23 protein-coding genes are annotated in these 26406 nt (G+C 64.4%); 14 read left to right on the top strand and 9 right to left on the bottom strand.

The annotated features are described in order from the left end of the window. Positions 1-239 precede the first annotated feature (239 nt). Together EXV95_RS19135 and EXV95_RS19130 are read right to left on the bottom strand one after the other, a co-directional pair. Positions 240-1535, bottom strand: coding sequence for a DUF445 domain-containing protein (locus EXV95_RS19135; RefSeq protein ID WP_176888058.1), 1296 nt, complete (start codon positions 1533-1535; stop codon positions 240-242). A 33-nt stretch (positions 1536-1568) separates the two neighbouring features. Continuing rightward, positions 1569-2708, bottom strand: a complete 1140-nt coding sequence (locus tag EXV95_RS19130) for an aminotransferase class V-fold PLP-dependent enzyme (RefSeq protein WP_176888057.1) — start codon at positions 2706-2708, stop codon at positions 1569-1571. Between the two features lie 90 nt (positions 2709-2798). Between EXV95_RS19130 and EXV95_RS19125 the strand changes: the two genes are divergently transcribed. Both EXV95_RS19125 and EXV95_RS19120 read left to right on the top strand, forming a co-directional pair. Beyond that, on the top strand, positions 2799-3605 hold the full coding sequence (locus tag EXV95_RS19125) for an AraC family transcriptional regulator (RefSeq protein WP_176888056.1): 807 nt from the start codon (positions 2799-2801) through the stop codon (positions 3603-3605). Between the two features lie 97 nt (positions 3606-3702). Continuing rightward, positions 3703-4314, top strand: a complete 612-nt coding sequence (locus EXV95_RS19120) for a LysE family translocator (protein ID WP_176888055.1) — start codon at positions 3703-3705, stop codon at positions 4312-4314. A gap of 28 nt (positions 4315-4342) precedes the next feature. Here the strand turns inward: EXV95_RS19120 and EXV95_RS19115 are convergent, their stop codons facing one another. Together EXV95_RS19115 and EXV95_RS19110 are read right to left on the bottom strand one after the other, a co-directional pair. After that, complete coding sequence (locus EXV95_RS19115) at positions 4343-7615, bottom strand: carboxyl transferase domain-containing protein (protein ID WP_176889109.1); 3273 nt, start codon at positions 7613-7615, stop codon at positions 4343-4345. An 87-nt stretch (positions 7616-7702) separates the two neighbouring features. After that, positions 7703-9313, bottom strand: coding sequence for an AMP-binding protein (locus EXV95_RS19110; protein WP_176888054.1), 1611 nt, complete (start codon positions 9311-9313; stop codon positions 7703-7705). Between the two features lie 155 nt (positions 9314-9468). Here EXV95_RS19110 and EXV95_RS19105 point away from each other — a divergent pair, with 155 nt between their 5' ends. The 3 genes from EXV95_RS19105 to ltaE all read left to right on the top strand — a co-directional run bounded on the left by EXV95_RS19105 (position 9469) and on the right by ltaE (position 12594). Next, entirely contained in the window at positions 9469-10119 is a 651-nt protein-coding gene (locus EXV95_RS19105; RefSeq protein ID WP_176888053.1) for a TetR/AcrR family transcriptional regulator, read from the top strand. Positions 10120-10172: 53 nt separating this feature from the next. Beyond that, positions 10173-11420 (top strand): branched-chain amino acid ABC transporter substrate-binding protein, encoded by a 1248-nt coding sequence (locus tag EXV95_RS19100; RefSeq protein ID WP_176888052.1) that lies wholly within the window; start codon positions 10173-10175, stop codon positions 11418-11420. A gap of 109 nt (positions 11421-11529) precedes the next feature. Then, positions 11530-12594 (top strand): low-specificity L-threonine aldolase, encoded by a 1065-nt coding sequence (gene ltaE, locus EXV95_RS19095; protein ID WP_176888051.1) that lies wholly within the window; start codon positions 11530-11532, stop codon positions 12592-12594. A gap of 294 nt (positions 12595-12888) precedes the next feature. Here ltaE and EXV95_RS19090 read toward each other — a convergent pair whose 3' ends face one another. Beyond that, a complete protein-coding gene (locus EXV95_RS19090) occupies positions 12889-13596 on the bottom strand; it encodes a YggS family pyridoxal phosphate-dependent enzyme (protein ID WP_176888050.1) in 708 nt (235 codons plus the stop codon). Between the two features lie 37 nt (positions 13597-13633). On the opposite strand from EXV95_RS19090, the gene EXV95_RS19085 reads away from it, so the two are divergent. The 4 genes from EXV95_RS19085 to EXV95_RS19070 all read left to right on the top strand — a co-directional run bounded on the left by EXV95_RS19085 (position 13634) and on the right by EXV95_RS19070 (position 17630). Further along, positions 13634-14677: a type IV pilus twitching motility protein PilT gene (locus tag EXV95_RS19085; RefSeq protein ID WP_055398404.1), complete on the top strand. Its 1044-nt coding sequence runs from the start codon at positions 13634-13636 to the stop codon at positions 14675-14677. Positions 14678-14743: 66 nt separating this feature from the next. Further along, positions 14744-15379: a Crp/Fnr family transcriptional regulator gene (locus EXV95_RS19080; RefSeq protein WP_055398403.1), complete on the top strand. Its 636-nt coding sequence runs from the start codon at positions 14744-14746 to the stop codon at positions 15377-15379. Between the two features lie 61 nt (positions 15380-15440). Next, the gene (locus tag EXV95_RS19075; protein ID WP_055398402.1) at positions 15441-16577 is read left to right on the top strand and encodes a PilT/PilU family type 4a pilus ATPase; all 1137 of its coding nucleotides are present in this window, start codon (positions 15441-15443) and stop codon (positions 16575-16577) included. Positions 16578-16715: 138 nt separating this feature from the next. Continuing rightward, a complete protein-coding gene (locus EXV95_RS19070) occupies positions 16716-17630 on the top strand; it encodes an NAD(P)-dependent oxidoreductase (RefSeq protein ID WP_176888049.1) in 915 nt (304 codons plus the stop codon). A 223-nt stretch (positions 17631-17853) separates the two neighbouring features. Here the strand turns inward: EXV95_RS19070 and EXV95_RS19065 are convergent, their stop codons facing one another. The 3 genes from EXV95_RS19065 to EXV95_RS19055 form a co-directional block, all read right to left on the bottom strand. After that, on the bottom strand, positions 17854-18525 hold the full coding sequence (locus tag EXV95_RS19065; RefSeq protein WP_176888048.1) for a BON domain-containing protein: 672 nt from the start codon (positions 18523-18525) through the stop codon (positions 17854-17856). After that, positions 18522-19124 (bottom strand): SIS domain-containing protein, encoded by a 603-nt coding sequence (locus EXV95_RS19060; protein WP_121422035.1) that lies wholly within the window; start codon positions 19122-19124, stop codon positions 18522-18524. The genes EXV95_RS19065 and EXV95_RS19060 overlap by 4 nt, the downstream gene beginning before the upstream one ends. Before the next feature lie 100 nt (positions 19125-19224). Further along, positions 19225-19635 (bottom strand): YraN family protein, encoded by a 411-nt coding sequence (locus EXV95_RS19055; RefSeq protein WP_121422034.1) that lies wholly within the window; start codon positions 19633-19635, stop codon positions 19225-19227. Here EXV95_RS19055 and rsmI point away from each other — a divergent pair. Continuing rightward, positions 19635-20594: a 16S rRNA (cytidine(1402)-2'-O)-methyltransferase gene (gene rsmI, locus EXV95_RS19050; protein ID WP_055398397.1), complete on the top strand. Its 960-nt coding sequence runs from the start codon at positions 19635-19637 to the stop codon at positions 20592-20594. The genes EXV95_RS19055 and rsmI overlap by 1 nt on opposite strands. A 133-nt stretch (positions 20595-20727) precedes the next feature. Here the strand turns inward: rsmI and EXV95_RS19045 are convergent, their stop codons facing one another. Next, positions 20728-21984, bottom strand: coding sequence for an Hsp70 family protein (locus EXV95_RS19045; protein ID WP_176888047.1), 1257 nt, complete (start codon positions 21982-21984; stop codon positions 20728-20730). A gap of 1039 nt (positions 21985-23023) precedes the next feature. On the opposite strand from EXV95_RS19045, the gene EXV95_RS19040 reads away from it, so the two are divergent. The 4 genes from EXV95_RS19040 (at position 23024) to EXV95_RS19025 (ending at position 26404) form a co-directional block, all read left to right on the top strand. Further along, positions 23024-23557, top strand: a complete 534-nt coding sequence (locus EXV95_RS19040) for a hypothetical protein (RefSeq protein ID WP_176888046.1) — start codon at positions 23024-23026, stop codon at positions 23555-23557. Beyond that, a complete protein-coding gene (locus EXV95_RS19035; protein ID WP_176888045.1) occupies positions 23550-24776 on the top strand; it encodes a DGQHR domain-containing protein in 1227 nt (408 codons plus the stop codon). The genes EXV95_RS19040 and EXV95_RS19035 overlap by 8 nt, the downstream gene beginning before the upstream one ends. A 115-nt stretch (positions 24777-24891) precedes the next feature. Then, a complete protein-coding gene (locus EXV95_RS19030) occupies positions 24892-25908 on the top strand; it encodes an HNH endonuclease domain-containing protein (RefSeq protein WP_176888044.1) in 1017 nt (338 codons plus the stop codon). Between the two features lie 109 nt (positions 25909-26017). Further along, positions 26018-26404 carry a hypothetical protein gene (locus EXV95_RS19025; protein ID WP_176888043.1) on the top strand — a complete coding sequence of 129 codons (387 nt, stop codon included), beginning with the start codon at positions 26018-26020 and terminating at the stop codon, positions 26402-26404. The last annotated feature ends 2 nt before the right edge of the window (positions 26405-26406 follow it).

Below are 26406 nucleotides of genomic sequence, written 5' to 3'. Positions count from 1 at the left end.
TGCGCAGCAGCAAAGCGAGTTCCACGGCGCACCCCGCAGCCGCCCCGCCGCAGGTTTGCCCCTTCGCAACGCGAAGGGGTCGCAGACTGGGGGTCGCCTTTCTTTTGGGTACTTTTCTTTGGCGAAGCAAAGAACAAGTACCTCGCCCGCCGGGGCGAGTCCCGGCCTCCGCCCTCAACACCAGCATGCTTTTCGAACCAGCACGCCCTGGCTTCGACAAGCTCAGCCCGAACGAGTGGTCAGCTGCCCACCACCGCCCGCCAAATCTCCCCAGCGTGCGACACCACAAACAGCACCAGCCCGATCAGCCCGCCCACCACGGTGCCATTGATACGGATGTACTGCAGGTCCTTGCCAATGTTCAGCTCAATCAGCTGCGTCATCTCCTCGGTATCCCACCGCCGCACCGTGTCCTCGATGTGCTGCGCAATAAACGCCGACACATCCGGCGCCAGCCCCTTCACCCACCGCTCCAGCCGGTCATTGAACGACTGCCGCAGCGCCGCATCCCCCGCCAGCGACTCCCCCAGCCACAACCCCAGCTTGCCCACCTGCCGCGCCAGCACCGAATCCGCATCGGCCAGATCGCGCTGCAGTGCTCCGCGCAGGTCCAGCCACAAGGTTTGCACATAGCCCGCCACCGTGGCATCGGTCTGCAGCCAGGTGCGAATTTCTTCTCCCTTGCGCGCCCACTCGGGGTCGTTCTGCAAGCGGTCGATAAACCGCTGCACCACCCCATCAAACTGCGCGCGCAACGCGTGCTGCGGGTTGGCCGCCACATCGGCCATCACGCTCTCCAGCGCGCGCGCCAGCAGGGCCGAGCCCTTGTCGCCCAGCCAGTCGCTGGGCAGTAACCTCTCGGTGCGCGGGTGGTCCTTCTTGAGCCAGGCCACGATGGTCTGCGCCACCCAGGCGCGGGTCTGCTCGTTCTGCAGTAATTCGATGAGTTTCTCCAGCACATCGTCCAGCAGCGCCTGGTGGCGGCCGTTGTGCGTGAGGGTGTCGAGCACCGCCGCCAGGGCACGCGACATGTCCACCTGCCCGATCAAGGCACGCGCGGCCTTGTGGATGAAGCGCTCCACCTGCGCGTCCTGCACCGTCTCCAGCGCAGCCGATGCCAGCCGGGTGGCCTGGTGGCCCAGCAGCGCAGCGTTGCACGGCGCCGTGAGCCACTGCGCCAGCCGCTCGGCGGGGTCGTGCCGGCGGATCAGCGCCACGAGCGAGGGCACATCCAGGAACTTGTCGCGCACAAAGGTGGCGAGGTTGCGGCCGATGCGCGCCTGGTTGCGCGCAATGACCGCCGTGTGCGGAATGGGCAGGCCCATCGGGCGCCGGAACAGCGCCACCACCGCAAACCAGTCCGCCAGCGCACCCACCATGGCGGCCTCGGCCATGGCTTTCACGCAGTTGAGCAGCAGGCCGCGTTCGACCACACTGGTGACGATGAACACCGCCGTCACCACCAGCAATAGGCCCAGTGCCTGGCGCTTGGCCCGGCGCAAGGCGAGGATTGCGCTATCAGTCTCGGCGTTCATCCGGGCAAGCCCGCCGACCTAGACCGCAACCCGTCAGGCCGCCGCCGCAATCTGGTCCAGCGCCTTCGACAAATGGCCCACCGTGCGGTCCACGTTGTGCCACTTCTCCAGGCCAAACAGGCCGATGCGGAAGGTCTTGAAGTCCGGCCCTTCATCGCACTGCAGCGGCACACCCGCAGCAGTCTGCAGGCCCACTTCCATGAACTTCTTGCCGTTCTGGATGCCGGGGTCGGTGGTGTAGCTCACCACCACGCCGGGCGCCTTGAAGCCGTCGGCCGCCACGCTGGGGAAGCCGCGCGATTCGAGCAGCGCCCGCACCTTGGCGCCCAATTCGATCTGCTCGTCACGCACCTTGGCAAATCCATATTCACGCGTCTCGGCCATCACCTCGCGCAGGCGCACCAGCGCATCCGTGGGCATGGTGGTGTGGTACGCGTGCTGGCCCTTTTCGTAGCCCTCGGCAATCTGCATCCACTTCTTGAGGTCGCACGAAAAGCTGCTGCTCGTGGTGCCCTCGATGGCTTCGCGCGCACGCTCGGACAGCATCACCATGGCGCAGCAGGGCGATCCGCTCCAGCCCTTTTGCGGCGCGCTGATGAGCACATCCACGCCCGTGGTCTGCATGTCCACCCACATCGCGCCCGACGCCACGCAGTCCAGCACAAACAGCGCGCCCACCTCATGCGCAGCCGCCGTCAGCGTGCGGATGTAGTCGTCAGAAAGGATGATGCCGCTGGCCGTTTCCACATGGGGCGCAAACACCACCTTGGGTTTTTCAGCGCGGATGGTGGCGGCGACTTCTTCTGCGGGGCATGGTGCCCAGGGCGCCTGCGGGCCACTGCCCTGCTGGCGCGCCTTGCACACCACCGAACCACCCCCCAGGCCCTTGTCGGCATCAAAGATCTGCGTCCAGCGGTAGCTGAACCAGCCGTTGCGCACGATGAGCACCTTTTCCTTGTTGGCAAACTGGCGCGCCACGGCCTCCATGCCGAAGGTACCGCTGCCGGGCACCAGCACGGCAGTGTGGGCGTGGTAGACCTCTTTCAGCGTGCCCAGGATGTCCTGCACCACGCCGGTAAAGCGCTTGGACATGTGGTTGAGCGCGCGGTCGGTGTAGACCACCGAAAATTCGAGCAAACCATCGGGGTCGATATCGGGCAAAAGGCCGGGCATAGGGGAGTCTCCGCGTGTGAAACTGGGGTAGGAAAAAGGGACGATCAGGTCAGCTTATCATGGCCCCGCGCCACCCCAAGGCCGCGCGCCATGCAGCAAAAACCCTTCCGATTCCTGCCCACCGCACTGCCCGGCATCGAAGCAATGCAGGCCGACTCCCGCCTCGTCTTCGGCAGGCACATGCACTTGCAGTTCGGCCTCGGCGTGATCGAGCGGGGTGCGCAGAAATCGGCCAGCGGCCGGGGGATTGTGGAATCGGGCCCAGGCGACACCATCACGGTCAACCCCGGCGAAGTCCACGATGGCATGCCGCTGGACGAGCGTGGACGCGCCTGGCGCATGCTCTACCTGGAGCCTGCCCTGGTGGCGCCATTGGCGGCCGAGGTGCATCCGGGCCCGCTCGGCTCCGCCTTCGAATTCCATGCTCCGACGATGCGCGATGCGCGGCTGGCGGCCCAGGTACTGGCGCTGTTCGACGCGGCCACCCACCGCCCTGACCACTCGGCCGCAACGATGCATGTGGAGGAATGCCTGCTGCGGGTGCTGGGCGGCCTGCTGCGGCCGAAGGGCCACCAACAATCCGCCGCGTCCATCACCAGGGCTCGCACCATGATGGACGACGATCCCACCGCACCCTGGAGCCTCGCGCAAATGGCCGACGCAGCAAGTTTGAGCCGCTACCAGCTCGTGCGCCAATTTGCCCAGGCCACGGGCCTCACGCCACACGCCTACCTGCTGCAGCGCCGACTGCAGCTTGCGCGCCATCTGATGGGTGCGGGTACGCCCCTGGCCGATGTCGCCGCAGCCAGTGGCTTTGCCGACCAAAGCCACCTGACGCGCCTCTTCACGCGCAGCTTTGGCATCACACCCGGCGCCTACGTTCGCGCACGCGGCTGACAGCCCGGCCCCTGCAATTTCGTTCAAGACCGTTGTGCGGGGTTGCCGGATGCTGCGGGCATCGCCACTTCACGCCGCCGCCGCGCGGCCCCTCGCCATGGGCATCGAATTTCTCATCACCTCTCTCATCGTGGTCGTCTCGCCGGGGCCAGGAACCCTGCTGACCGTGGCGGCCGGGCTCTCGGGCGGCGCGCGGGCCGCCGCCGTGACGGCGCTGGGCTGCACGCTCGGCATCGTGCCGCACCTGCTGGCGGCGATCACCGGGCTGGCCGCGCTCCTCAACGCCAGCGCCACGGCATTCGAAGTCCTGCGCTACGCGGGGGTCGCCTACCTGGTCTACATGGGCTGGGCCACGTGGCGCTCGCCCGCCACACTGGAGGTTCGCACTGACGCACCCACACGCGCAGCCAGTGGGCGTATCGCGGAAGCCATGCTGATCAACCTGCTCAATCCCAAGCTGTCGCTGTTCTTCCTCACGTTTCTGCCGCAGTTCATCGCACCGGACGAAGCGCAACCCGCGTGGCGCATGGTCCAGCTCTCGCTGGTCTTCATGGCCATGACCTTTGTGGTGTTCTTGGGCTATGGCGTCTTTGCCGCCCGGTTTCGTGACCAGGTGCTGCAGCGCCCCGGCGCGCTGGTGTGGCTGCGCCGCGGCTTTGCGGCCGCGTTTGTCGGGCTCGGCGCAAAGCTCGCCCTAATGCACCGATAGGCACCACCGTGTCAGGTGCCGTGCTGTTTCACCAGGTATCGATGCAACGTGGACCCAGCGGCGCCACCTGCGCCGACGCCAGCCCGCGTGCCAGCCAGGCCCGCGTGTCGGCCGGGTCGATCACCGCGTCGATCTCCAGCGTGGCGGCCATGTGCATCGCCTCGCCGTTGGCGTAGGACTTGGCCAGCAGCTTGGCAAACAGCGCGTCGCGCTCGGCGCCCTCGGGCAGCGCCTCCAGCTCCTTGCGAAAGCCCAGGCGCACGGCGCCTTCGAGCCCCATGGCGCCGAACTCGCCCGTGGGCCAGGCCACGGTGAACACGGGCGCATGGAAGCCCCCGGCCGTCATGCCCATGGCGCCCAGGCCATAGCCTTTGCGCAGCACCACGCTGAAGGTCGGCACGCGCAGGCTGGCGGCGGTGACGAACAGGCGGCTCACGTGGCGCACCTGGGCCGTGGCTTCGACCTCGGGGCCGACCATGAAGCCGGGCGTGTCCACCAGGCTCACGATGGGCAGGCCATGAGCGTTGCACAGCTGCATGAAGCGCGCGCCCTTGTCGGCCGCATCGGCGTCGATGGCGCCGCCCAGGTGTTGCGGGTTGTTGGCCAGCAGGCCTACGGGGCGGCCTTCGATGCGCGCGAGTGCCGTGTGGATGCCCGCGCCAAAGCCGGTGCGCAACAGCAGCAAGCTGCCCTCGTCCACCAGGCCGACCATCGCCGTGCGGGTGTCGTACACGCGCAGGCGGTTCTCGGGCACCACGGCGCGCAGCAGGCGCGGGTCGGGCGCGGACCACTGCGATGTGCGGCCCTGGAAGAACGACAGGTAGTGGCGCGCGGCCTGCACCGCGCCAGCCTCGTCATCGACCAGCACGTCGATCACGCCATTGGCATGCTGCACGCGGCTCGGGCCGATCTGCTCGGGCTTGAACACGCCCAGGCCACCGCCTTCGATCATGGCCGGGCCGCCCATGCCGATGTTGCTGGCGCGTGTGGCAATGATCACGTCGCTGCAGCCCAGCAGCGCCGCGTTGCCCGCAAAGCAGCGCCCGGCGGCGATGCCGATGACCGGCACCTGGCCCGACAGCGCCGCGTAGCTGGCGAAGGTGTGCACATGCAGCCCCGCCACCACGGGCATGTCGGTGTCGCCCGGGCGCCCGCCACCGCCTTCGGCAAACAGCACCACGGGCAGCTTCTGCGCCAGCGCGATGCCAAGCATGCGGTCGGTCTTGGCATGGTTGCGTGCGCCCTGGGTCCCGGCGAGCACGGTGGCGTCGTAGGACATGACCACGGCGCGGGATTTCTCGTCGCCAAACAGTGCGCCGTTGATGCCGCCAATGCCCGTGACCATGCCGTCGGCGGGCGTGTTGGCAATGAGGTCTTCCTTGCTGCGGCGGCGCGCCTGCGCGGCGATGGCCAGGGCTCCGTATTCGATGAAGCTGCCGTCGTCGCACAGGTCGGCGATGTTTTCGCGCGCGGTGCGGCCGCCTTGGGCGTAGCGCTTGGCGATCGCCTCGGGGCGCGCAGCGTCGAGCGTGAAGGCGTGGCGGTCGATCACGCGTTGCAGGTCGGCACGGATGTGGTCGGGGTCATGTGCCGTGCTGCCCTGCACTTCGACATCGGCAGCATCATCCACCGCGTCCAGCACCAGCAGCGGCTGCCCCTGCGCGACGTAGCCACCGGCCACGGCCAGCAGCGCGCCCACGCGGCCCTCGTGCGGGGCCAGCAGCACATGCTCCATCTTCATGGCTTCAAGCACGGCCAGCTCGGCGCCGGCAGCGACCACGTCGCCCTCGGCCACGCTCAGCTGCACCAGGCGGGCGGGCATGGGGGCCAGCACGGCGCCTTCGGGTGCAGACATTGAGAAATTTGAGTCTTTTTGACCGCTAGCGCTTGATGGATAAGCGCTGGCAGCTATGTTTTTGGAAGCACCCAGCAATTCAGGCAACACGGATTCCAGCCAGCGCGTGTGCACCTGCTGGCTTTCCATCTCGGGCCGCGCGGCCAGCGCCTGCAGCAGCGCGAGGTTGGTGGCCACGCCCTCGATGCGGCACTCGGCCAGCGCGCGCTGCGAGCGGCGCAGCGCATCCGCAAAACGCGGGCTGCGCGTGTGCACGATGAGCTTGGCCAGCAGCGTGTCGTAGTGCGGCGACGGCGTGGCGCCCGCGGCGCCGTGCGTGTCCACGCGCACTCCGGGGCCCGTGGGCAGGTCAAAGCGGCTGAGCGTGCCGCTGCCGGGGGTGGCGTTGCCCTGTGCGTCCAGCGTCTCGGCGTTGATGCGCCACTGAATCGCAAAGCCCAACACGGCGGGCGGTGCGGCAGGGTCGAGGCCGATGTCCTGCAGCGTGCGGCCCGCCGCCAACGCTATCTGGGCCTGCACCAGGTCCACGCCGGTGACCTCTTCGGTGATGGTGTGCTCCACCTGCAGGCGTGGGTTGCATTCGATGAACACAAACGGCAGGTCGTTCGAGGCCAGGTCCACCAGAAACTCGAACGTGCCCAGGCCCTCGTAGGCCACGGCGCGCGCCATGGACAGTGCGGAGGTGGTGATGCGCTCGCGCAGCGGCGCGGGCAACGAAGGACTGGGCGCGATCTCCACCACCTTCTGAAAGCGCCGCTGCAGCGTACATTCGCGCTCGCCCAGGGCGATCACTTCGCGCCCATCGCCCAGCACCTGCACCTCGATGTGGCGGGCGTTGCTCATCAGGCGCTCCACGTACACGCCGTCCACACCAAAGGCGGCCTGCGCCTCGCTGCGGCAGCGCGCGTAGGCGGCGGGCAAGTCATCGGCCGACGCCACCGCGCGCATGCCGCGCCCGCCGCCGCCGCCAATGGCCTTGATCACGATGCCGGCATGGGCATGCTGCGCAAAGAAGGCCTGCGCCTCCTGCAGCGTCACCGCCGCCTGCGTGCCCGGCATCAGCGGCACACCCTGCTGCTGCGCCAGCGCACGGGCCTGTGCCTTGTCACCGAACAGCGCCAGTTGCGCGGGCGTGGGGCCGATGAAGCGCAACCCGGCGTCGGCGCACGCGCGGGCGAAGTCGGCCCGCTCGCTCAGGAAGCCGTAGCCCGGGTGCACGGCATCGCAGCCCTGCGCCTGGGCAATGGCAATGAGGCGCGCACCGTCCAGGTACGCCGCCGGGCCGGTGGCGCCCAGCGCCACGGCCGCACTGGCTGCGTGCACATGGGGGCTGGCGGCGTCATCGTCGGCATACACGGCCACACTGGCAATGCCCAGGTCGTGCAGGGCGCGCACAGTGCGCAGTGCGATTTCGCCCCGATTGGCAACCAGCACTTTGGTGAACAGAACAGAAGATGGCATGGGGCAGTCGCTATTTTTTGTATAGCTGCCAGCGCATATTCATCAGGCGCCAGCAGCCAATTTCTCATTCAATCACGCAATATCCCGAAGCAGGCGGCGCAGCACTTTGCCCGCGCCCGTGGCGGGCAGTGCGTCGATGAAGCGCACCTCGCGCGGGGCCTTGTAGGGCGCCATGTTCTCGCGGCACCACGCCGCCAAGGCGGCGGCGTCCACATCCTGGCCGGGCTTCTTGACGATGAAGGCGCGCACCACCTCGCCCTTTTCCGCATCGGGCACGCCAATCACAGCGGCCTGGGCCACGGCGGGGTGCTTGATGAGCAGGGTCTCGACCTCTTCGGGGAACACGCTGTAGCCCGAGACCTTGATCATTTCCTTGAAACGGCCGATGAAGGTGAGGTAGCCGTCCGCGTCGATCTTGCCCATGTCGCCGGTGTAGACCCAACCGTCACGCAGGGTCTTGGCCGTGGCCTCGGGCTTGTTCCAGTAGCCCTTGAAGTTGCCGGGGCCGTAGATGGTGATCTCGCCCACCTCGCCAGCAGCCAGCGGCGCGCCGGTGTCAGGGTCCACGATGCGCAGGGTGTTGCCCGGCACGGGCTTGCCCTGGGTGCCCCAGCGGATCGCGTCCACGGGCATGGCGGTGTCCACGGTGTGGGTTTCCGACAGCCCATAGGCCGCCTCGTGCGCAATGCAGTGGGGTGCGAACTGCTGCCACTGCTGGGCCAGCGCCTCGGTAAAAGTGATGCCAAAGCTGGTGACCGGGTTGCGGCGCAGCGCGCTCCAGTCCATCTCGCGCGCGCCGGGCACCTGCATGAGTGCACCGTTCATGGGTGCGATGCTGTACCACCAGGTCACGCGATGGCGCTCCAGCGCCTGGGCCACGCCCAGTGGGTCAAAGCGGTACAGCAGCACGGCTGTGGCGCCGGTGTACACGGGCAGGTTCACGCCCATCACCATGCCCGCGATGTGGTACAGCGGCGCCACGGCCAGCAGCGTTTCGTGGGGCGTCATGCCGTTGCAGTCCGCCGATGCGGCGGTCTTGAACGTGGCGTTGCCGTAGCTCAGCATGGCGCCCTTCGGCAACCCGGTGGTGCCCGAGGTGTAGGTCATGAGCGAGATGTCGTCCATCGACAGCGCGACGGCAGCGGGCCGCGCGCCGGTGCGGGTGGCGGCCAGGAAGTCTTCGCAGCCCGCAGGCACCGGCGCCATGGCGGCGCGCATGGCCAGCAGCTCGGCGGGCACGTCGATGCTGGGCGTGCTCTCGGGCAGCAGCTCGGCATAGCGCACCACAAACACATGCTGCAGCGCCGTCTTGGCGCGCACCTTGTCCACCAGGGGCAGCAGCACATCGGCCGCGACGATCACGCGCGCCTGCAGGTCGGTGAGCTGGTACTCCAGCTCATGCTCCTTGTTCAGCGGCCCGCAAGGGCAGACGATGGCGCCGATCTTCTGGATGCCGTAGTGCGCCATCACGTACTGCGGGCAGTTGTTCATGAACAGTGCCACGGGCTCGCCCTTTTTTACCCCCAACGCCTGCAGGCGCGCGGCAAATGCATCACTGGCCGCGTCGAGCTGCGCCCAGGTGATGGGCTGGCCGTACCAGAGGTAGGCGATGCGGTCGGGCTTTTCGCGGGCGTGGCGGCGCAGGTGTTCATGCAGCGGCAGCTGCGGTGCGGTCTGTGGCATGGCGTTGTCTCCGAGGTGTCTGGAATCGCTGGTTCTTGGCGGTCACTCAGGGTTTTCTCTGAGTGCTCACACCCGCCAGCGTCTTGCCAATATATACCGCTCGGTAGAACAATGCTACCCATGGGTATAAATTCAACGTCGCGCAAAGGACACCAATGAACCAGCAGCCTCCCGTGCAGGCCAGCGGCCGCCAGAAGGCCGCAACGGCTGGGTCGGACGAAAAGCGCGAGCGCATCCTGCGCGCGGCCGAGGCGTTGTTTGATGCGCAGGGCTACGCCAACACCACCATCGAGCAAATCGTGCAGCAGCTGGGCGTGACCAAGCCCTTTGTGTACTACTACTTTCGCAACAAGCAGGAGATCTTCGAGACGCTGTCGTGGGCGCCTGCGGTGGCGTGTTTCACTGCGATGGACTTTGCGGCGGACGATGACCGGCCTGCCCATGTGAAGGTGACGGAGGGTATCGAGCGACTGATCCGCGCCACGCTGGAGCACCACCCCTCGGCCTTCTTCCCGTACCGCGAGCCGCAGGTGTACCGGCCAGAGTACCTGGCGGCGCAAAAGGACCTGGCGAACCACTTCTACGACCGGCTGTGCGCGCTGCTCGAACAGGGCCGCGACGACGGCATGTTCGAGTTCAACGACACCAAGATCACCGCCCTGGCCGCCTGCAGCCTGCCCGGCTTTCTCTACAACTGGTACCGCCCTGACGGCCGCCTGTCGCAAGACGAAGTCGCGCAGGAGCTGGCGCAGCTGGCCTGGCGTGTGCTGGGGCTGCGGCGCAGCCGCAAGCGCAACCCAGCCTGACGCGCACCGCAGCACCCCTACACCAAGCACAACAACCACCGGAGACAAAACCCATGAAAACCGTGTTCCTCACCCCCCTGGCCGCTGCGGCGGCCCTGCTGATCGGCACAGCCGCCAGCGCGCAGGAGACCTTCAAGGTCGCCTACATCGACCCGCTGTCGGGCCCGTTCGCCAATGTGGGTGAGCTGATGCTCACGCACACGCAGTACGCCATCGAGGACATCAACGCCAAGGGCGGTGTGCTCAAGGGCACCAAGCTGCAGCTGCTGCAGTTCGACAGCAAGCTCTCGGCGCAAGAGAGCCAGAGCGCGCTGCAGGCCGCCATTGACCAGGGGGCCAAGGCCATCGTGACGGGCGGCTCGGGCTCCTCCGTGGTCACAGCACTGGTGCAAGCGGCAGCGCGCCACAACCAGCGCAATCCGGGCAAGGAGATCCTGGTGCTGAACCACTCCTCCATCGACCCCGAGCTGACGGGCAAGGCCTGCAACTTCTGGCACTTCCAGTTCGAGGCCAACACGGCCATGAAGATGAAGGCCATTGCCAACTACATCAAGAAGCAGCCGGACATCAAGAAGGTGTACCTGCTGAACCAGGACTACGCGCACGGCAAGCAGTGGGCGCACTACGGCCGCGAGATGGTGGGCCTGGCGCGGCCCGACATCCAGTTTGTGGGCGAGGCGCTGCACCCCATCGGCCGTGTGAAGGACTTCGCGCCCTACCTCGCCAAGGTCAAGAGCAGCGAGGCCGACTCGGTCATCACCGGCAACTGGGGTCAGGACATGACGCTGCTGCTGAAGGCGGCGGGCGATGCGGGCTACAACCTGCGCTACTTCAACCACAGCGCGGGCTCCATCCCGGGCACGGTGCTGGCCGTGTCACAGGCCAAGCAAGGCCAGTTGACCTGGGTGGCCGAATGGCACCCCGGCCAGGCCGACACTCCCAAGGTGGATGAGCTGGCCAAGGCCTACAAGGCCAAGACGGGCAAGGACTTCCTCGCGCCACGCATCGAGATGACGCCGCGCTTTCTGGCCGCAGCCATCAACAAGGCCCAGTCCACCGACCCGGTGAAGGTGGCGCGCGCGCTGGAAGACCTGACGCTGGAATCCGTAGTGGGCCCCGTGCGCATGCGCGGCGAAGACCACCAGCTGCTGCTGCCCCAGGTGGTCAACACCATTGCGCCGGTGGACGGCAAGGCCGTGAAGGTGGGCTGGGAGGGCACGAACTACGGCTTCCGCACCGATGCGGCCTACACCGGCAATGAGCTGGCGCAGGGCACGGACTGCAAGATGGCGCGGCCCTGACACCACGGCGCATCAGCGCGCGGTAGACCCCACGGCGGCAGCTGCCACGGGCCGCCGCTACCATGGCCGGTCATTGCATTCATTGACCCGACCCACAAGGACCGCGCCCATGCCCGACTTTCGCAGCGACACCGTCACCCAGCCCACGCCCGCCATGCGCGAGGCCATGTTCAAGGCCCCGCTGGGCGACGATGTGTTTGCCGACGACCCGTCGGTGAACGCACTGCAGGACCATGCGGCCGAGCTGTTGGGTTTTGAGGCCGCGCTGTTCGCCCCCTCCGGCACGCAGACCAACCTGATCGCGCTGTGGGGCCACTGCCAGCGCGGCGACGAGGCCATCGTGGGCCAGAGCTGGCACACCTATCGCTGGGAGGCAGGCGGCATGGCCGTGCTGGGCTCCATCCAGCCCCAGCCGGTCGAGACCCAGCCTGACGGCACCCTGCGCGTGGCCGACATCGCGGCAGCCATCAAACCGGACGACCCGCACTTTGCGCGCACCCGCCTGGTGGTGCTGGAGAACACGACCGGCGGCCAGGTGCTGCCGCCCGCCTACATCGCCGAGGTGGCCCAACTGGCGCGCAGCCGGGGGTTGGCGATGCACCTGGACGGCGCACGCATGTTCAACGCTGCCACGGCCAATGCCGCGCGCAACGGCACCGATGTGTATGCGGAAGCGCGCGCGCTGTGCAGCCATTTTGATTCCGCCTCGCTGTGCCTGAGCAAGGGCCTGGGTGCGCCCGTGGGCTCGCTGGTGTTGGGCACGCGGGACTTCATCCGCCAGGCGCGGCGCACCCGCAAGATTCTGGGAGGGGGCATGCGCCAGGCCGGGGTGCTGGCGGCTGCGGGCCACTATGCGCTGCAGCACCATGTGCGGCGCCTGGCCGACGACCACGCCAACCTGGACCGGCTGGCGCAGGGCCTGGCCGAAGCGGGCCGCAGCCATCCCGTGCTGCAGGGCCGCATCACGGTGCTGCCTTGGCAGACCAATATTCTGTTCACCGATCTGCACGCCGACGTGGCGCCCGCCTTCACCGCGTGGCTAGCGCAGCACGGCGTGCGCGTGACCAGCAGCCTGTATGGCGGCGCCACGCGATTGCGCTGGGTGGCGCATCTGGATGTGAGCGAGGCGGATGTGACAGCGGCGCTGGATTGCGTGGTGCGCTTCGCTGGCTGATGCGCCCCTGGCGTCAGGCGGCGCAAGAACCTGTTCACAGTCTTTTTGGAGTTGCACAAGTACCTTGCCGGGATGGGGTGCAAGGCGCGGTGCGCAGCCAATAGCCCGTGCTATTGGCAAGCGCCGCAACGCCGCAGACCGCCCGGCAAGGCACTTGCCCGAAGGGTTGGAGTGAAATCAGGCGATTGGACGCCCCGGCTGCTTGCGTGGGCACGAGCCCATGCGGCGCATCCGAAGCATCCACTCATCCCGATTGCACTCCAATGCAATCTCCAAAAAGACTGTGAACAGGTTCTAAGTCCGCCCGCCGAAGATGCCAGTGCCCACACGCACCAGCGTGCTGCCCGCCTGGATGGCGGCCTCCAGATCGGCCGTCATGCCCAGGGACAGGGTATCGAACTTCCCCAGGCCCGGTTCGCCCAAGGCAGATATTTGGTCAAAAAGCCTCTTGGCGCCGGTGTGGATTGCCAGTTGCGCTTCAAATTCAGGAGCATGGTCCGGAATGCTCATGAGCCCCCGCACCACCAGACGTGGCAGTTTTGCGACAGCCCGCACCAACTCGAGCGTTTCGGCAGGAGCCACACCTGACTTGGTGGGGCCTCCATCGATATTGACCTGGATACATATCTGCAGCGGCGGCAGGTGATCGGGCCGCTGGGCCGACAGGCGCTCGGCGATCTTGAGCCGGTCCACCGTGTGCACCCAGTCAAAGTGCTCGGCCACCAGGCGGGTCTTGTTGCTCTGGATAGGGCCAATGCAGTGCCACTGCAGCGCCACATCGGGCAAGGCAGCGCGCACGGCGGCAATCTTGTCCACGCCTTCCTGGATATAGTTTTCGCCGAAGTCGCGCTGGCCGGCGGCCACGGCCTCCAGCACCGCATCAGCGCCAAAGGTCTTGGAAACGGCCAGCAAGGAAACGCTGGCCGGATCGCGCCCGGCGGCTTTGCACGCCTGCGCCATCCTGCCCAGAACCTGTTGGAGGTTGTTAGCAATCGTGGTCATAATGTTTGGCAAGCGTACCAAACGATAGAGGGATTCCGTGGACATTACCCAACTGCTCGCGTTCAGCGTCAAGAACAAGGCCTCCGACCTGCACCTCTCCGCAGGCCTGCCGCCCATGATCCGGGTCCACGGCGATGTGCGGCGCATCAACGTCGATGCGCTGGACCACAAGACGGTGCATGCCATGGTGTACGACATCATGAGCGACGCGCAGCGCAAGACGTATGAAGAGTTTCTGGAAGTCGACTTCTCTTTTGAAATCGAAGGCCTGGCACGTTTTCGCGTCAACGCCTTCAACCAGAACCGGGGCGCCGCCGCCGTGTTCCGGACCATTCCAAGCAAGATCCTGACGCTGGAGCAACTCAACGCGCCCAAGATCTTCGGCGACCTGGCCCTCAAGCCGCGCGGCTTGGTGCTGGTGACCGGCCCCACGGGCTCGGGCAAGTCCACCACGCTGGCCGCCATGGTCAACTACCTCAACGAAACCGAATACGGCCACATCCTCACGGTGGAAGACCCGATCGAGTTCGTGCATGAATCCAAAAAGTGCCTGATCAACCAGCGTGAAGTCGGCCCGATGACGCTGTCGTTCGCGGCCGCGCTGAAGTCCGCACTGCGCGAAGACCCGGACGCCATTCTGGTGGGTGAAATGCGCGACCTAGAAACCATCCGCCTGGCCATGACGGCGGCGGAAACGGGCCACTTGGTGTTTGGCACGCTGCACACATCGAGCGCCGCCAAGACCATTGACCGGATCATCGACGTGTTCCCCGCCGAAGAAAAGGAAATGGTCCGTGCAATGTTGTCCGAATCGCTGCAGGCCGTGATCTCGCAGACGCTGTGCAAAACCAAGGATGGCTCGGGCCGCGTGGCCGCGCACGAGATCATGCTGGGCACCAGCGCCATCCGCAACCTGATCCGCGAGGCCAAGGTGGCGCAGATGTACTCCACCATCCAGACCAGCAACAGCGTGGGCATGCAGACGCTGGACCAGAACCTCACCGACCTCGTGCGACGCAACATCATCAGCCCGGCCGAGGCCCGCAGCAAGGCCAAGATCCCCGAGAACTTCCCTGGCTGAGCCCCCGCAGCACACACCCATGAACGACTTTGCGGCCCCCGCAGGCGCCGCATACCGGAGCCCGATATGAAAGGCATTCTGAGCCTTCTGAAAATGAAAACCCGGGGCGGCAAGCCTGCGGAGGACCACACGGATTCCGTGCTGTTCTCCACGGCCTTTGCAGGCCAGGGCGTAGACGATTCGATGCTGGTGCCCTGGGAGGCACGTGCCGTGGAAGTAGGCGCCAAACGCCTGCCCACCAGCCGAGGCGGCAAGCTGCTGCAAGGCCTGTGGGCCAAGGACAAGTACATGGCGCATCTGGACAAGGACGCCGTGGAGCGCATGGAGCGCTTCTTCGAATTTGCGGCCATCCCGTCCAACCGCGATGTGATCCGCCAGGACGAGTACGGCAATTTCATGGTGGTGCTGCTCACGGGCACCATTGCCGTGGACCGTGTGCAGCCCTGGGGCGAGCAATTGCGCCTGGCCGAGACGCGGCCCGGTGACATCCTGGGCGAGATGTCGCTGCTCGACAGCGGCATCCGCTTTTCGGCCTGCACCACGCTCACTGACTGCGAGATCGCCGTGCTGAGCGCCGAAGCCATGGACGACATGATGACCAAGGACCCGCAGCTTGCAGCCAGCCTGATTGCACTGCTGGCCCGCAAGCTGTCGCTGCGCCTGCGTGTGGTGAGTGCGCGCCTGAGCGACAACCACAAGTAATGATTCGACAAGACAAGATCAATGATCGTCCAGCCGACGAACAGCCCCGGGAGAACTTCTGATGGAACGCGATCAGGCCAGTAAATTCATCAATGACCTGCTCAAGTTGATGGTGGGCCGCAACGGCAGCGACTTGTTCATCACCGCAGACTTTCCACCCGCCATCAAGGTGGATGGCAAGGTGACCAAGGTGTCGCCCCAGCCGCTCTCCCCCAACCACACGCTCACGCTGGCGCGCGCCATCATGAGTGACAAGCAGGTGGCCGACTTTGAACGCACCAAGGAGTGCAACTTCGCCATCTCGCCCTCCGGTATCGGCCGCTTTCGCGTCAACGCCTTCATCCAGCAGGGGCATGTGGGCATGGTGATGCGGACGATTCCGCTCACGCTGCCCACCATCGACGGCCTGGGCGTGCCGCAGGTGCTCAAGGAAGTGACGATGACCAAGCGCGGCCTGTGCATCCTGGTGGGTGCCACGGGCTCGGGCAAATCGACCACGCTGGCCGCCATGGTGGACTGGCGCAACGAGAACTCGTTCGGCCACATCATCACCGTGGAAGACCCGGTGGAATTCGTGCACCCGCACAAGAACTGCGTGGTCACGCAGCGCGAAGTGGGGCTGGATACCGACAGCTGGGAAGCGGCCCTCAAGAACACGCTGCGCCAGGCGCCCGACGTGATCCTGATGGGCGAAATCCGCGACCGCGAGACCATGGAACATGCCGTGGCCTTTGCCGAAACCGGCCACCTGTGCCTCGCCACGCTGCACGCCAACAGCGCCAACCAGGCGCTGGACCGCATCATCAACTTCTTCCCTGAAGAGCGCCGCGCGCAGCTGCTGATGGATTTGTCACTGAACCTGCGCGCCATGGTCTCGCAGCGCCTGATCCCCAAGCAGGACGGCAAGGGCCGTGCGGCTGCGGTGGAGATCATGCTGAACACGCCGCTGATCTCCGACCTGATCTTCAAGGGCGATGTCTCCGAGATCAAGGAGATCATGAAAAAGAGCCGCAACCTGGGCATGCAGACCTTTGACCAGGCGCTGTTCGACCTGTACGAGGCCAACGTGATCAGCTACGAAGACGCGCTGCGTAACGCCGACTCGCTCAATGACCTGCGCCTGCAGATCAAGCTCAACAGCCAGCGCGCCAAGTCGCCAGACCTGGCTTCGGGTACCGAGCATTTCGCCATAGTTTAAAAGCCCCCCTGAGTCGCCTGCGGCGCCTTCCCCCCAGGGGGACGCCACCGGTGGCCGGGCAAAGCCCGCTCCACGGTGGCACTGGCAAGTGCGCGCCCATCGCGGGCTTTTCTTTTTGATCCATCTCCTTTTATCTCCATGCCAAGCACCAACCCCCGCAACTACGACGCCACTCCTTCCCGCAAGGTCGCCTTTCTGGGCTTGGGTGTGATGGGCTACCCGATGGCCGGACACCTTGCACTGGCCGGGCATGAGGTGACGGTTTACAACCGCACTGCTACCAAATCAATAGCTTGGTGCGCAGAGTACGCAAGCGGCAAGGCGCCAAAACATGCTGCAACGCCGCGCGAAGCGGCTGAGGGTGCGGACTTGGTGTTCTGCTGCGTGGGCAACGACGATGACCTGCGCTCTGTGACGCTGGGTGCGGACGGCGCCTTTGCAGGCATGAAGCCGGGTGCGATTTTTGTCGACCACACCACGGCATCGGCCGAGGTGGCGCGCGAGCTGTACGCCGCCGCCCAGGCGTTGGGCCTGCAGTTTGTGGATGCCCCCGTGTCGGGTGGCCAGGCCGGCGCGCAGAACGGCCTGCTCACCGTGATGTGCGGCGGCGATGCCGCAGCCTTCGAGGCAGCCCAACCCGTGGCCATGGCGTTCTCGCGTGCCTTCACGCTGCTGGGTGCCAGTGGCTCGGGCCAGCTGGCCAAGATGGTCAACCAGATCTGTATTGCCGGACTGGTGCAGGCCCTGTCCGAGGCCGTGGCCTTTGGCCAGAACGCGGGGCTGGACATGAAACAGGTCCTCGACGTGATCGGCAAAGGCGCCGCCCAAAGCTGGCAGATGGACAACCGTGGCAAGACCATGGTGGACGGCAAGTTCGACTTTGGCTTTGCCGTGGACTGGATGCGCAAGGACCTGGGCCTGGTGCTCGATGAGGCCAAGCGCAACGGTTCACGCGTGCCGGTGACGGCCCTGGTGGACCAGTTTTATGCCGATGTGCAGAAAATGGGGGGGAACCGCTGGGATACATCGTCCCTCATCCAGCGGCTGAAATAGGCTCCCCCCTGAGTCGCTTCGCGCCTTCCCCCCTGAGGGGGGACGCACCCGGTGGCCCGGCAAAGCCGGTTCCACGGGCGCGCTGGCTTGTGCAGCGCCGGTTTCACGCCGCAGCACGCGGGGCAAAATCCCCAAGAAAAAATCCCGGGCCGCAGGATGCGGGCCGGGATTTTTGCTGCACGGGTGGTTGGCTGTGCTGGCCGCCAAGCCTGCTAAACGGCCTTCAGCCCCCAGAGGGCTTGGTGTCATCCGTGGTGACGGGTGCAGGTTGCGGCGCAATACGGCGCAGTTCTTCTTCCGAGACGATCTCGAACACACGCACGACCTTGCTCACGCCGCTCACGCCCCGGGCGATCTCGGTGGCGCGGTTGGCTTCGCGCTGCGACACGCGGCCCATCAGGTAGACAACGTTGCGCTCGGTCACCACCTTGAAGGAATTGGCCGAGATGTCCTGCGCGTCCACCAGGCTGGCGCGGACCTTGCCGGTGATGAAGGTGTCGTTGGAACGCTGGCTCAGGGTGCTGGAGAAGGCGGTGATGGTCAGGTCGTTCACCACCGAGCGCACGTTCTCCACCTGCGAAACCAGTTGCTCGACGGCCTGGCGCTCCTGCGCATTGGGGACTTCGCCCGTCAGCAGGGCCTGGCGGTTGTAGCTCGTCACGTTCACGTGCACGCGGTCGCCAAACGTCTCGCGGATACGGTTGGCCGCGCGCAGTTCGATGCCTTCGTCTTCGATCTGGGTGCCCGCCGTGCGGCGGTCCACAGCCATCACACCACCCACCACAGCGCCCCCGACGATCAGCGGCGCGCAGGCCGACAGGCCTGCAGCGAGGGCGGCAGCGGCCAGCACGGTGCACACCGTGCGCTGGGTACGGTTCATGGTTGTTTGCTTCATAGCGGATTCTCCTGTTCACCAAGTAACTGGGCGTCCACACCATCGCTCAGGCAATGCAGCACCAGGGCATGGACTTCGCGCACGCGCGCTGCGCGGTCGTGGGGCACGCTGATCAACACGTCGGTTTCGCGCAGCATGGCGGCAAGCTTGCCGCCGGTGCGGCCGGTCAGCACCACCACGGTCATGTCGCGCTCGTGGGCGGCTTCGGCAGCGGCCAGCAGATTGGCGTCGTTGCCGGACACCGACAGGGCCAGCAGCACGTCACCGGCCTGGCCCAGCGCACGCACCTGGCGGGCAAACTGCTGGGCGGCGTCGTGACTGCCTCCTGTGGCGGCCGTCAGCAGCGTGCTGTCGGAGGTCAGGGCCAGCGCTGCCAGCTCGGGGCGTTCGCGCTCGAAACCCGCCACGCAAAACGCAGCGAACTGCTGCGCCTCGGCGGCCGAGGGGCCGTTGCCACAGGCCAGCACCTTGCCGCCGCTGGTCACACAGGCCAGGACGGCCTGCACGGCGGCGGCGATGGGATGGCTCAAAACCTGCGCCGCCTGGTACTTCAGGTCGGCGCTGTCGATGAAATGCTGTTGGATGCGTTGCTCAAGCATGAGGGCTCGATGATACCCGCCGCGTGTTACAGCTTTTGTAGCAAACCGTAGTCACTGGCATTGCGTTGGAGCCCGAATGGGGGACAGGGAACGGATGGGGTCACTGCGCATCAAAGGCCGCCTTGAGCCACTGCACAGAAGCCTCGACCAGCACCACATCAAAACGGCAGGGCGGCGGCGATGGCAGGCGCAGCAAGTAATGCCGGGCCGCAAAAATGATGCGCTGCTGCTTGGTGGCACCGATGCTGGCCCCCGCGCCGCCAAACGCACTGCCCGCCCGGCTGCGCACTTCGACAAACACCAGCGTGCCGTCGCGCTCGCGCATGACCAGATCAATCTCGCCACCGCCGCGTCCGGGCGTCCGATAATTGCGCACCACCAGTTGCAGGCCAGCCGCCTGCAGATGGGCCAAGGCCTGGTCCTCCGCCACATTGCCGCGTTCGCGCGTGGTGGCGGCGGGGGCAGCCGGGCCAGAGCCCCCCGCCGGTTTTCTCTTTCCAAGGAATTTCATTGAGCGCATCTTTCGCTTCAGCCCAGGGCGCCGCGCGCGAAGCGGCGGCTGCGCAGCATTATCCCGAGGGCGCCTTGTACGTGGTGGCCACGCCCATCGGCAACTTGGCCGACATCACCCTGCGCGCACTGCACGTGCTGCAAATGGCCGACACCGTGGCCTGCGAAGACACGCGCCACACGCAGTCCATGCTGCGCGCCTACGGCATCGACAAAGGTGCCGCCCAGCTGCTGGCCGTGCACCAGCACAACGAGGCCGAAGCCGCGCAGAACGTGGTGCAGCGGCTGCAGCTGGGCCAGCGCGTGGTGTATGTGAGTGACGCTGGCACGCCCGGCGTGAGTGATCCTGGCGCCCGGCTCGTGGCCGCCGTGCAGGCGGCCGGCCTGCGGGCCGTGCCCCTGCCGGGCGCCAGCAGCATCACCACAGCGCTGAGCGTGGCTGGTGCCGTGGCCCACAGCACTGAACATGGCGGCTTCGTGTTTGCGGGCTTCCTGCCCGTCAAGAACGCGGAACGCGCCACGGTGATTGCGCAGCAGCTGGCCCCGGAGCCGCGCTGCGTGGTGCTGCTTGAAGCCCCCCACCGCATCAACGAGCTGGCCCAGGCCCTGGCGGTGCTGGGTGATCGTCCGGTAACGCTGGCACGGGAGCTGACCAAGCAGTTCGAGGAAGTGACCACGCGGCCCGCCCGGGAGCTGACAGCCTGGCTGGACGGCGCACCCCAGCGCTCGCGCGGCGAGTTTGTGGTGCTGCTGCACCCGGTGGCGGTGGCCAGCGACGATGGCGCCAGCCTGCGGGTGTTGCGCCTGCTGGTGCAGGAGCTGCCGCTGAAAACCGCCGTGCGCCTGGCTGCCGAGATCACGGGTGCATCGCGCAATGTGCTTTACGACACGGCCCTGGCGTGGAAGCGCAGCGGCGCGAGCGGGGAAGATGAGGACGAAGCAGGCGACGCCGGGAGCTGATAACACCTCGGATTTCAGGCCAAATTGGCACCTAGCGCTTGATGGATAAGCGCCAATAGCTATATATTTAATAGCATTTCATCCGCCACAGCGAATCCACCACCGGCCCTGGTGCCGCCGCCCCCCTCCAGATCTATCGCCCTGACACCGCCAACCCGGCCGCCACCCCGCCAAACAAATCGCCTTCCACCTGGGGAGTGTCGGGAAACGCCGCTTTGAGCGCCTGGCGCAGCGGCCGCAAGGCCGACGAGCCCCCGGTGAGATAGATCGCATCCAGCCCTTGCACACCCAGGCCCGCCAGCTGCACACATTCCTGCGCGCAGGCCACCACCTGTTCGAGGGGCTGCAACAGGAACTGCGCCAGCCCCTCGGGCGTGACGGCGGCGCCCAGTCCTGCCTCGATCCAGTCCAGCGGCATGGGCGCGTCGGCATCGGCCAGCGACGCGGCGATCTTGGCCTGCTCCACCGTGTTGGCCATGCGGTGCCCCAGGCGCTCGTGCAGCACCCGCATGAGCCGCGCGTGCAGCCGCGCATCGGAATAGTCGGTGCGCAGGTTCTGCGCATCGCGCAGTGCACGCGGCGAGTACAGCCACTGGATCAGGTGCCAGGTGGACAGGTCAAAAAACACCCGGCTGGGCACCTCGCGCCCCGTGGGCCCGGTGTGCCGAAACCCGAGCAAGGGCATCAACAGGTCCAGGCTCAGCCGCCGGTCAAAGTCGGTGCCACCCACGTGCACGCCGGTGGTGGCCAGCACATCGCTGCCGCGCTCGGCACGCGCCATGCGCTCCGGCCCCAACCGCACCACTGTGAAGTCCGAGGTACCTCCCCCAATGTCCACCACCAGCACCAGCGACTCGTGCGCGATACGCTGCTCGTAGTCCAGCGCTGCGGCAATCGGCTCCAGCTGGAACGACACCTCGGCAAACCCCGCATCCAGCGCAGCCTGGCGCAACGCATCTTCCGCCTGCTGATCGCGGTCGGCATCCCCATCCACAAAATGCACCGGCCGCCCCATCACCACACGGGCAGGCATGCCGCCCAGCTCATCGCGCGCCTTTTGCACCAGCATGCGCAAGAAGAGGCTGATGATGTCCTGGTAGCTCACCATCTTGTTGTGCACCGCCGTCTTGTCCTGCAGCAGCGCACTACCGAGCAGGCTCTTGAGCGACCGCATCAGACGCCCCTCGGTGCCTGCCAGATACTGGGCCACGGCATCGCGACCAAAGTGCGTGCGGTGATCCTCTGCGTTGAAGAACAGTGCGGTGGGCAGTGTGTGCGCACTCCCTTCCAGCGCAATCATCCGCGCCAACCCCGCCCCCTGGCGCACGGCCATCGCGGAGTTGGAAGTGCCAAAGTCGATACCGAGGGTGGTGTCCTTCAGGAGGGGCATGGGTGAAGTGTCGAAGCGATGAGGAAGTGTTCAACGCACACCGGCCACAGCCTCGGTGAACGCAAACATCGGATGCGGTGCTGCGGCGAGAAGAATGCTCTGGGCAGCTTGGTGGCGCGACAGGAGACCCGTCCAAAGCCCCTCCGAGGCACGACCCAGCGCCGTGGACACCGCATGCAGAATGGAAAAAGCCCTTGATTAGCAAAAATCAAGGGCTTTTATTTGGTGGCTGGGGCGGAATCGTAAGAATCGCGGGAAGCTTCTATCCATAAGCCTACCACGATGTTACATTTTTTTGGGGGTACGGCCCAGGGTACGGTGCTGGAAAACAACGGAAATGATCAGTGGTTCAGTTCCAAACTGCTACTCGACCTTTCCTGGTGCAAAAGCGAGGCGAACACGCTCTAAGCCGCCCCCACCTCTAAGTACTCCGGCCACCGCCAGTACGAGCTCTCGTTGAGCACGAATGACTGTGCACGGTGAAGCGACAGCAAAGTCGACGGTGCAATGCGCGGAGAAGTAGCCGCTGGTTTCAGGATCGTCACTCAGTTCATCGTGCAGCGCCGATTGAAAGCCGTCGCTGTCAACGGCCAGCAGCATTTGATGTACAGCGCACTGACACGGACCGCTTGAGCGAGGAAGTTCAGAAGCGCGCGCCGCATTTGCTCGGTCATGTTCCACGAGTACTCTGGGTTGTCATCGGTGTCGACTGTAGCAACAAGGTCTGGTGTTTCTCGTCGGCGGTAACCAAGCTGGTGGTGCCGAACCGGCCGGCGCAGCGCGGCGCTGCACTTCGCAGGCGAAGATCTCGGCGAGCAAACCGGCCAAGCGCTGCTTGAGGGGCTCCCAGGCGCCCCGCGGTTTACATCACATCTTCCCAGGCTCAGGGCGACGCTTGCTGCCGCTTGCCGGGGCCTGGCGATCATCAAGGTCATAGACTCTCAAACCCTCTATTCGGAGCCCAGAATCAATAGAAAATAACTAGTGCAACGTGTTCACATGTGGGAAACTAGGCGGGGCACTCCGGGGGAATGGGCGTATGGGGAAGAGGCAGCCGATCTTCACGCACGATGAAGTCGAACTTTTTGTTTTTGAACTGCAGACGAAGTTTCGCGAAGGGGTTCGCTCTCCTGACGCGCTTCTTTATGTCGTCATTACTTTAGTGGGGGTGGGGTTGGCGACGTGGGCGATCCCCGCGTACAACCGGGCTCACACCAGCCCCGAGACCCTCGGAATCTACGTTATTGGATTCCTGGTGACAGTTTTTCTAGACGCTATGTTCACTTGGAAAAGGAAGGGCGCAGAAAATAAGTACGAACAAGCAATAGCAGTGCTCTGTATGTGCTTGGCGCTCCTCCTAATCGTTCTAGCCTCTTACTTTTCGGTTAAGACTACCTCTCCACAGACACCCGAGGTCGATTTGATTTGGAAGGCATGCGCCTACCCTGTGTTGTGGCTCTGTTTTCTCGCGTCAGTTTTGATGGCGCTTGTACTCTCAGGATTTGAAGCCGGAGCACCTCCGGTGGGTCCTCTCGATCGTCCAGTGAATGCTGTGGAGGACAGAAATGAATAACTCCGAACCGTTCTTGTCAATACCCGCGGTTATCGTCCGCCAGCCGGTAGGAGAGTTTTACTTATGCTCTATTCCGGCGGGACCTCTTCGCGAAATTTCGTACTCCATTCCGGCAAGCATGCGACGAGAGCAAGGAATGTTCTCCAAGATGCTGGGCAATCAGCGAGCCCGCTCCATTCCTCGAGCGAAGCAGATTGGACAGTACATTGATGAAGAAGGTTCAACCTTCCCCAACACCGTTATTCTCAGTGCAAACTTTGACGAAGACGGCAACTATGTGGAAGACCCTTTAGAGCGTTGGCACGTGTCTAGCGCCGCAGATGGATGTTTGCGCTTGACGATCCCAACAAATCAGCGTCTTGCCTCAATCATCGACGGACAGCACCGTCTCGAAGGCTTCACATATGCTGCCAAGACCGACAGGCAGCAAATGGAACTGCCATGCGCCGTCTTCGTCAACTTACCCCGCCCCTATCAGGCAAGAATTTTTGCAACAATAAACATCAATCAAAAAAAGGTTGACAAGAGCCTTGCATACGAGTTGTTTGGATACGATCTAAACGAGTCTGACGCAAACAAATGGCCGCCCGACATGCTCGGCGTCTACTTTTCCCGTGTGTTAGAGGGGCAATCAGACTCCCCCTTCAGAGGCCATATCAAGCTTGCACTGCTAGATGAGGACGAAGATGCAGCTCCAATTCCAGATGGTTACCCGTGGGCTGTCTCTGTTGCTTGCATTGTTGAGGGGGTGACGAAGCTTATTTCTGAGAAGCCTATCGCTGACCGTAGCGCCTTGGCTAGCGGCAAGGCGAAAACCAGGAGCGAACTTCCTTCCGATAAAGCACCTCTTCGTGATCTTTATAGGAAACAACAAGACAAGAGTCTTCTTGCTGCAATAAACGAGTTCTTCTCTGCTGTAGACCGCCTAATCTGGACCACACAGTCTTCATCTAGCTTCATATGGAGGACTGTTGGCGTACTGGCGCTTTTTGACGTTCTGCGCGAAGGGCTCGCTGAGGGGAAGCTCGATCCGATCAACATGAAATCTTCGGCGCAGAACTTCTTACAGGGCGCCGCCGGAATCAATTTTGCGGACGATTTTTTTCATGCGTCAGGTGCTGGCCGAGTTCGGATACGGAAAGTCTTCCGCGTATTAGTTGGCCTAGAGCATGCGCCGGATGGCGAAGTACAAGACGTGGTAAACAGGCTGAAAGCTTGAACGCAATAGACGTCCAAGGCCTGAACATGCTTCGTCAGATTTTGGTTGATCCAACTTGCCAAGTAAAAATTGCATTGTTTGTTGATTTAGTTTTGCACCTGGGTACGGAGCCGAAGTGTTCTACAGCGGCAACGAGAAGATGAGAAATGGCAAACATTTCAATCTAATATCAACTTGGTCCGGCGTACTTCGATCAAGCAAGACCAGCACGCTCAAGTACGCAGTAGCCAGGGCGCTAATCGAGACGGTCAAAGAATCGACTTCAAATAACGACGTCGTGCTGACGCGCGAGGCGCTCGCCACAAGACTCGTTTGCTACTACTGGTATCAGGTGCGGCAGTTCAGATTGAAGCAGGCCGCCGCAGAGATTCAGGAGCCCAATGTAACGAGGCAACTGCGCGCTTTGCCTGACTCCTACGGGCTTCGATGGCACGCGAAGACTCCTGAGATTAAAAAGATTATTGAATTCGTTGCCGAAGAAGGATTTCGTGAAGTCATCCCGCGATTTCATACCGGACTCGATGGTCGAATCTTCGAAATGCATGGAACGAAGGCCCTCAGAGTGACCGAGGCGCAGCGAGGCTTCATCGCAACCTTCGAATCCTTGCTAATGCGTTCCGTCCTGGGAGGCTGGTCAGCGCAAGTCGAACAATACAATCTTACCCCTCGCGTTTACGCCAAGATTTGCTTCGACGGGCGAAGGCGAACATCTGTGTGGCGGTGGGCTGGGCACTTGCGGGCGCATGACAACTCCTGCTTCTATTGCGGCAAACTGGACCCGACACCCGCACATGTTGATCACGTTATTCCTTGGTCATTTCTGCTCGACGATCCCGCTTGGAACCTAGTTCTTGCGTGCGACCTCTGCAATAGCAGCAAGCGGGACCGGATCCCCGCACAGCAATTTTTGCAACGCCTCTGTACGCGCAATCAAGCGCTGACCGGTGGCGGCGCCTTCGAGAATAGGGTCCGCTTCTCCCTGTCCCAGCTCCCTCATCGAGCATCGGACGGGCTCGCCATCTCGCTAAATGTGCTTTGCCAGCAGGCGTACCTACAGGGCTTTGGGAGGGGCTGGCATCCATCTTCGGGCAAGGCATCACTGCGGGCGGCTGGCCAATCCATCCTGCAGTGAGCGCAATAGATTCGCGTTCAGGTGAGCGACGCGCTTTTCTCGACATGTCCTGAGACGCGCGTTAACATCTCTTCACAAACGCTTGAGGGAGCTGTGCGCTGCGGATGCCATGTGTGTCGCCATTTATGCGAAATTTCGGAATGAACTGCGACTGGATCGCCTCACAAACGTGAAGGACTTGTCGCAGGCGCTCGAGCGCCTGTTTACTCGACCAATCGGGCGCTTTGCCCGCGACCTGGCATTTGATCCGTTGCCAGCCGAATGGATCCGCATCATCGAAAACTGTCAACTGATATTAGGCGCCAAGTCTCCCCAAGACGACAACCGTGTAGGCCGCCTCGCTGCGGCGGTGCTGGTCGAGAAGGGGAGCGAACTTCGAGGGGAATTGGCTCGACATCTGATAGGTCCCAGCGCTGAGGACGGCCAAGAGGCAGAAGTACGCCCATTAGACGCAGACGTCGCGCTGTCTCGCCAATTAGAGCGAGCATTACTTTAGCG

It is taken from the genome of Acidovorax sp. JMULE5, assembly GCF_013376875.1.
Lineage (GTDB): Bacteria > Pseudomonadota > Gammaproteobacteria > Burkholderiales > Burkholderiaceae_C > Acidovorax > Acidovorax facilis.
Note: the sequence above shows the minus strand (reverse complement) of the source record. Positions and strands in the feature narration are given on the sequence as shown.

Excerpts from the sequence above, each read along its gene's own strand:
- EXV95_RS19035 (WP_176888045.1), top strand. The coding sequence starts at position 23,550 with ATGAATAACTCCGAACCGTTCTTGTCAATACCCGCGGTTATCGTCCGC.
- EXV95_RS19060 (WP_121422035.1), bottom strand. The coding sequence starts at position 19,124 with ATGCTTGAGCAACGCATCCAACAGCATTTCATCGACAGCGCCGACCTG.
- EXV95_RS19040 (WP_176888046.1), top strand. The coding sequence starts at position 23,024 with ATGGGGAAGAGGCAGCCGATCTTCACGCACGATGAAGTCGAACTTTTT.
- EXV95_RS19045 (WP_176888047.1), bottom strand. The coding sequence starts at position 21,984 with ATGCCCCTCCTGAAGGACACCACCCTCGGTATCGACTTTGGCACTTCC.
- EXV95_RS19100 (WP_176888052.1), top strand. The coding sequence starts at position 10,173 with ATGAAAACCGTGTTCCTCACCCCCCTGGCCGCTGCGGCGGCCCTGCTG.
- EXV95_RS19065 (WP_176888048.1), bottom strand. The coding sequence starts at position 18,525 with ATGAAGCAAACAACCATGAACCGTACCCAGCGCACGGTGTGCACCGTG.
- EXV95_RS19070 (WP_176888049.1), top strand. The coding sequence starts at position 16,716 with ATGCCAAGCACCAACCCCCGCAACTACGACGCCACTCCTTCCCGCAAG.
- EXV95_RS19125 (WP_176888056.1), top strand. The coding sequence starts at position 2,799 with ATGCAGCAAAAACCCTTCCGATTCCTGCCCACCGCACTGCCCGGCATC.
- EXV95_RS19135 (WP_176888058.1), bottom strand. The coding sequence starts at position 1,535 with ATGAACGCCGAGACTGATAGCGCAATCCTCGCCTTGCGCCGGGCCAAG.
- EXV95_RS19075 (WP_055398402.1), top strand. The coding sequence starts at position 15,441 with ATGGAACGCGATCAGGCCAGTAAATTCATCAATGACCTGCTCAAGTTG.
- EXV95_RS19055 (WP_121422034.1), bottom strand. The coding sequence starts at position 19,635 with ATGAAATTCCTTGGAAAGAGAAAACCGGCGGGGGGCTCTGGCCCGGCT.
- EXV95_RS19130 (WP_176888057.1), bottom strand. The coding sequence starts at position 2,708 with ATGCCCGGCCTTTTGCCCGATATCGACCCCGATGGTTTGCTCGAATTT.
- EXV95_RS19110 (WP_176888054.1), bottom strand. The coding sequence starts at position 9,313 with ATGCCACAGACCGCACCGCAGCTGCCGCTGCATGAACACCTGCGCCGC.
- EXV95_RS19025 (WP_176888043.1), top strand. The coding sequence starts at position 26,018 with ATGTGTGTCGCCATTTATGCGAAATTTCGGAATGAACTGCGACTGGAT.
- EXV95_RS19105 (WP_176888053.1), top strand. The coding sequence starts at position 9,469 with ATGAACCAGCAGCCTCCCGTGCAGGCCAGCGGCCGCCAGAAGGCCGCA.
- ltaE (WP_176888051.1), top strand. The coding sequence starts at position 11,530 with ATGCCCGACTTTCGCAGCGACACCGTCACCCAGCCCACGCCCGCCATG.
- EXV95_RS19120 (WP_176888055.1), top strand. The coding sequence starts at position 3,703 with ATGGGCATCGAATTTCTCATCACCTCTCTCATCGTGGTCGTCTCGCCG.
- EXV95_RS19080 (WP_055398403.1), top strand. The coding sequence starts at position 14,744 with ATGAAAGGCATTCTGAGCCTTCTGAAAATGAAAACCCGGGGCGGCAAG.
- EXV95_RS19090 (WP_176888050.1), bottom strand. The coding sequence starts at position 13,596 with ATGACCACGATTGCTAACAACCTCCAACAGGTTCTGGGCAGGATGGCG.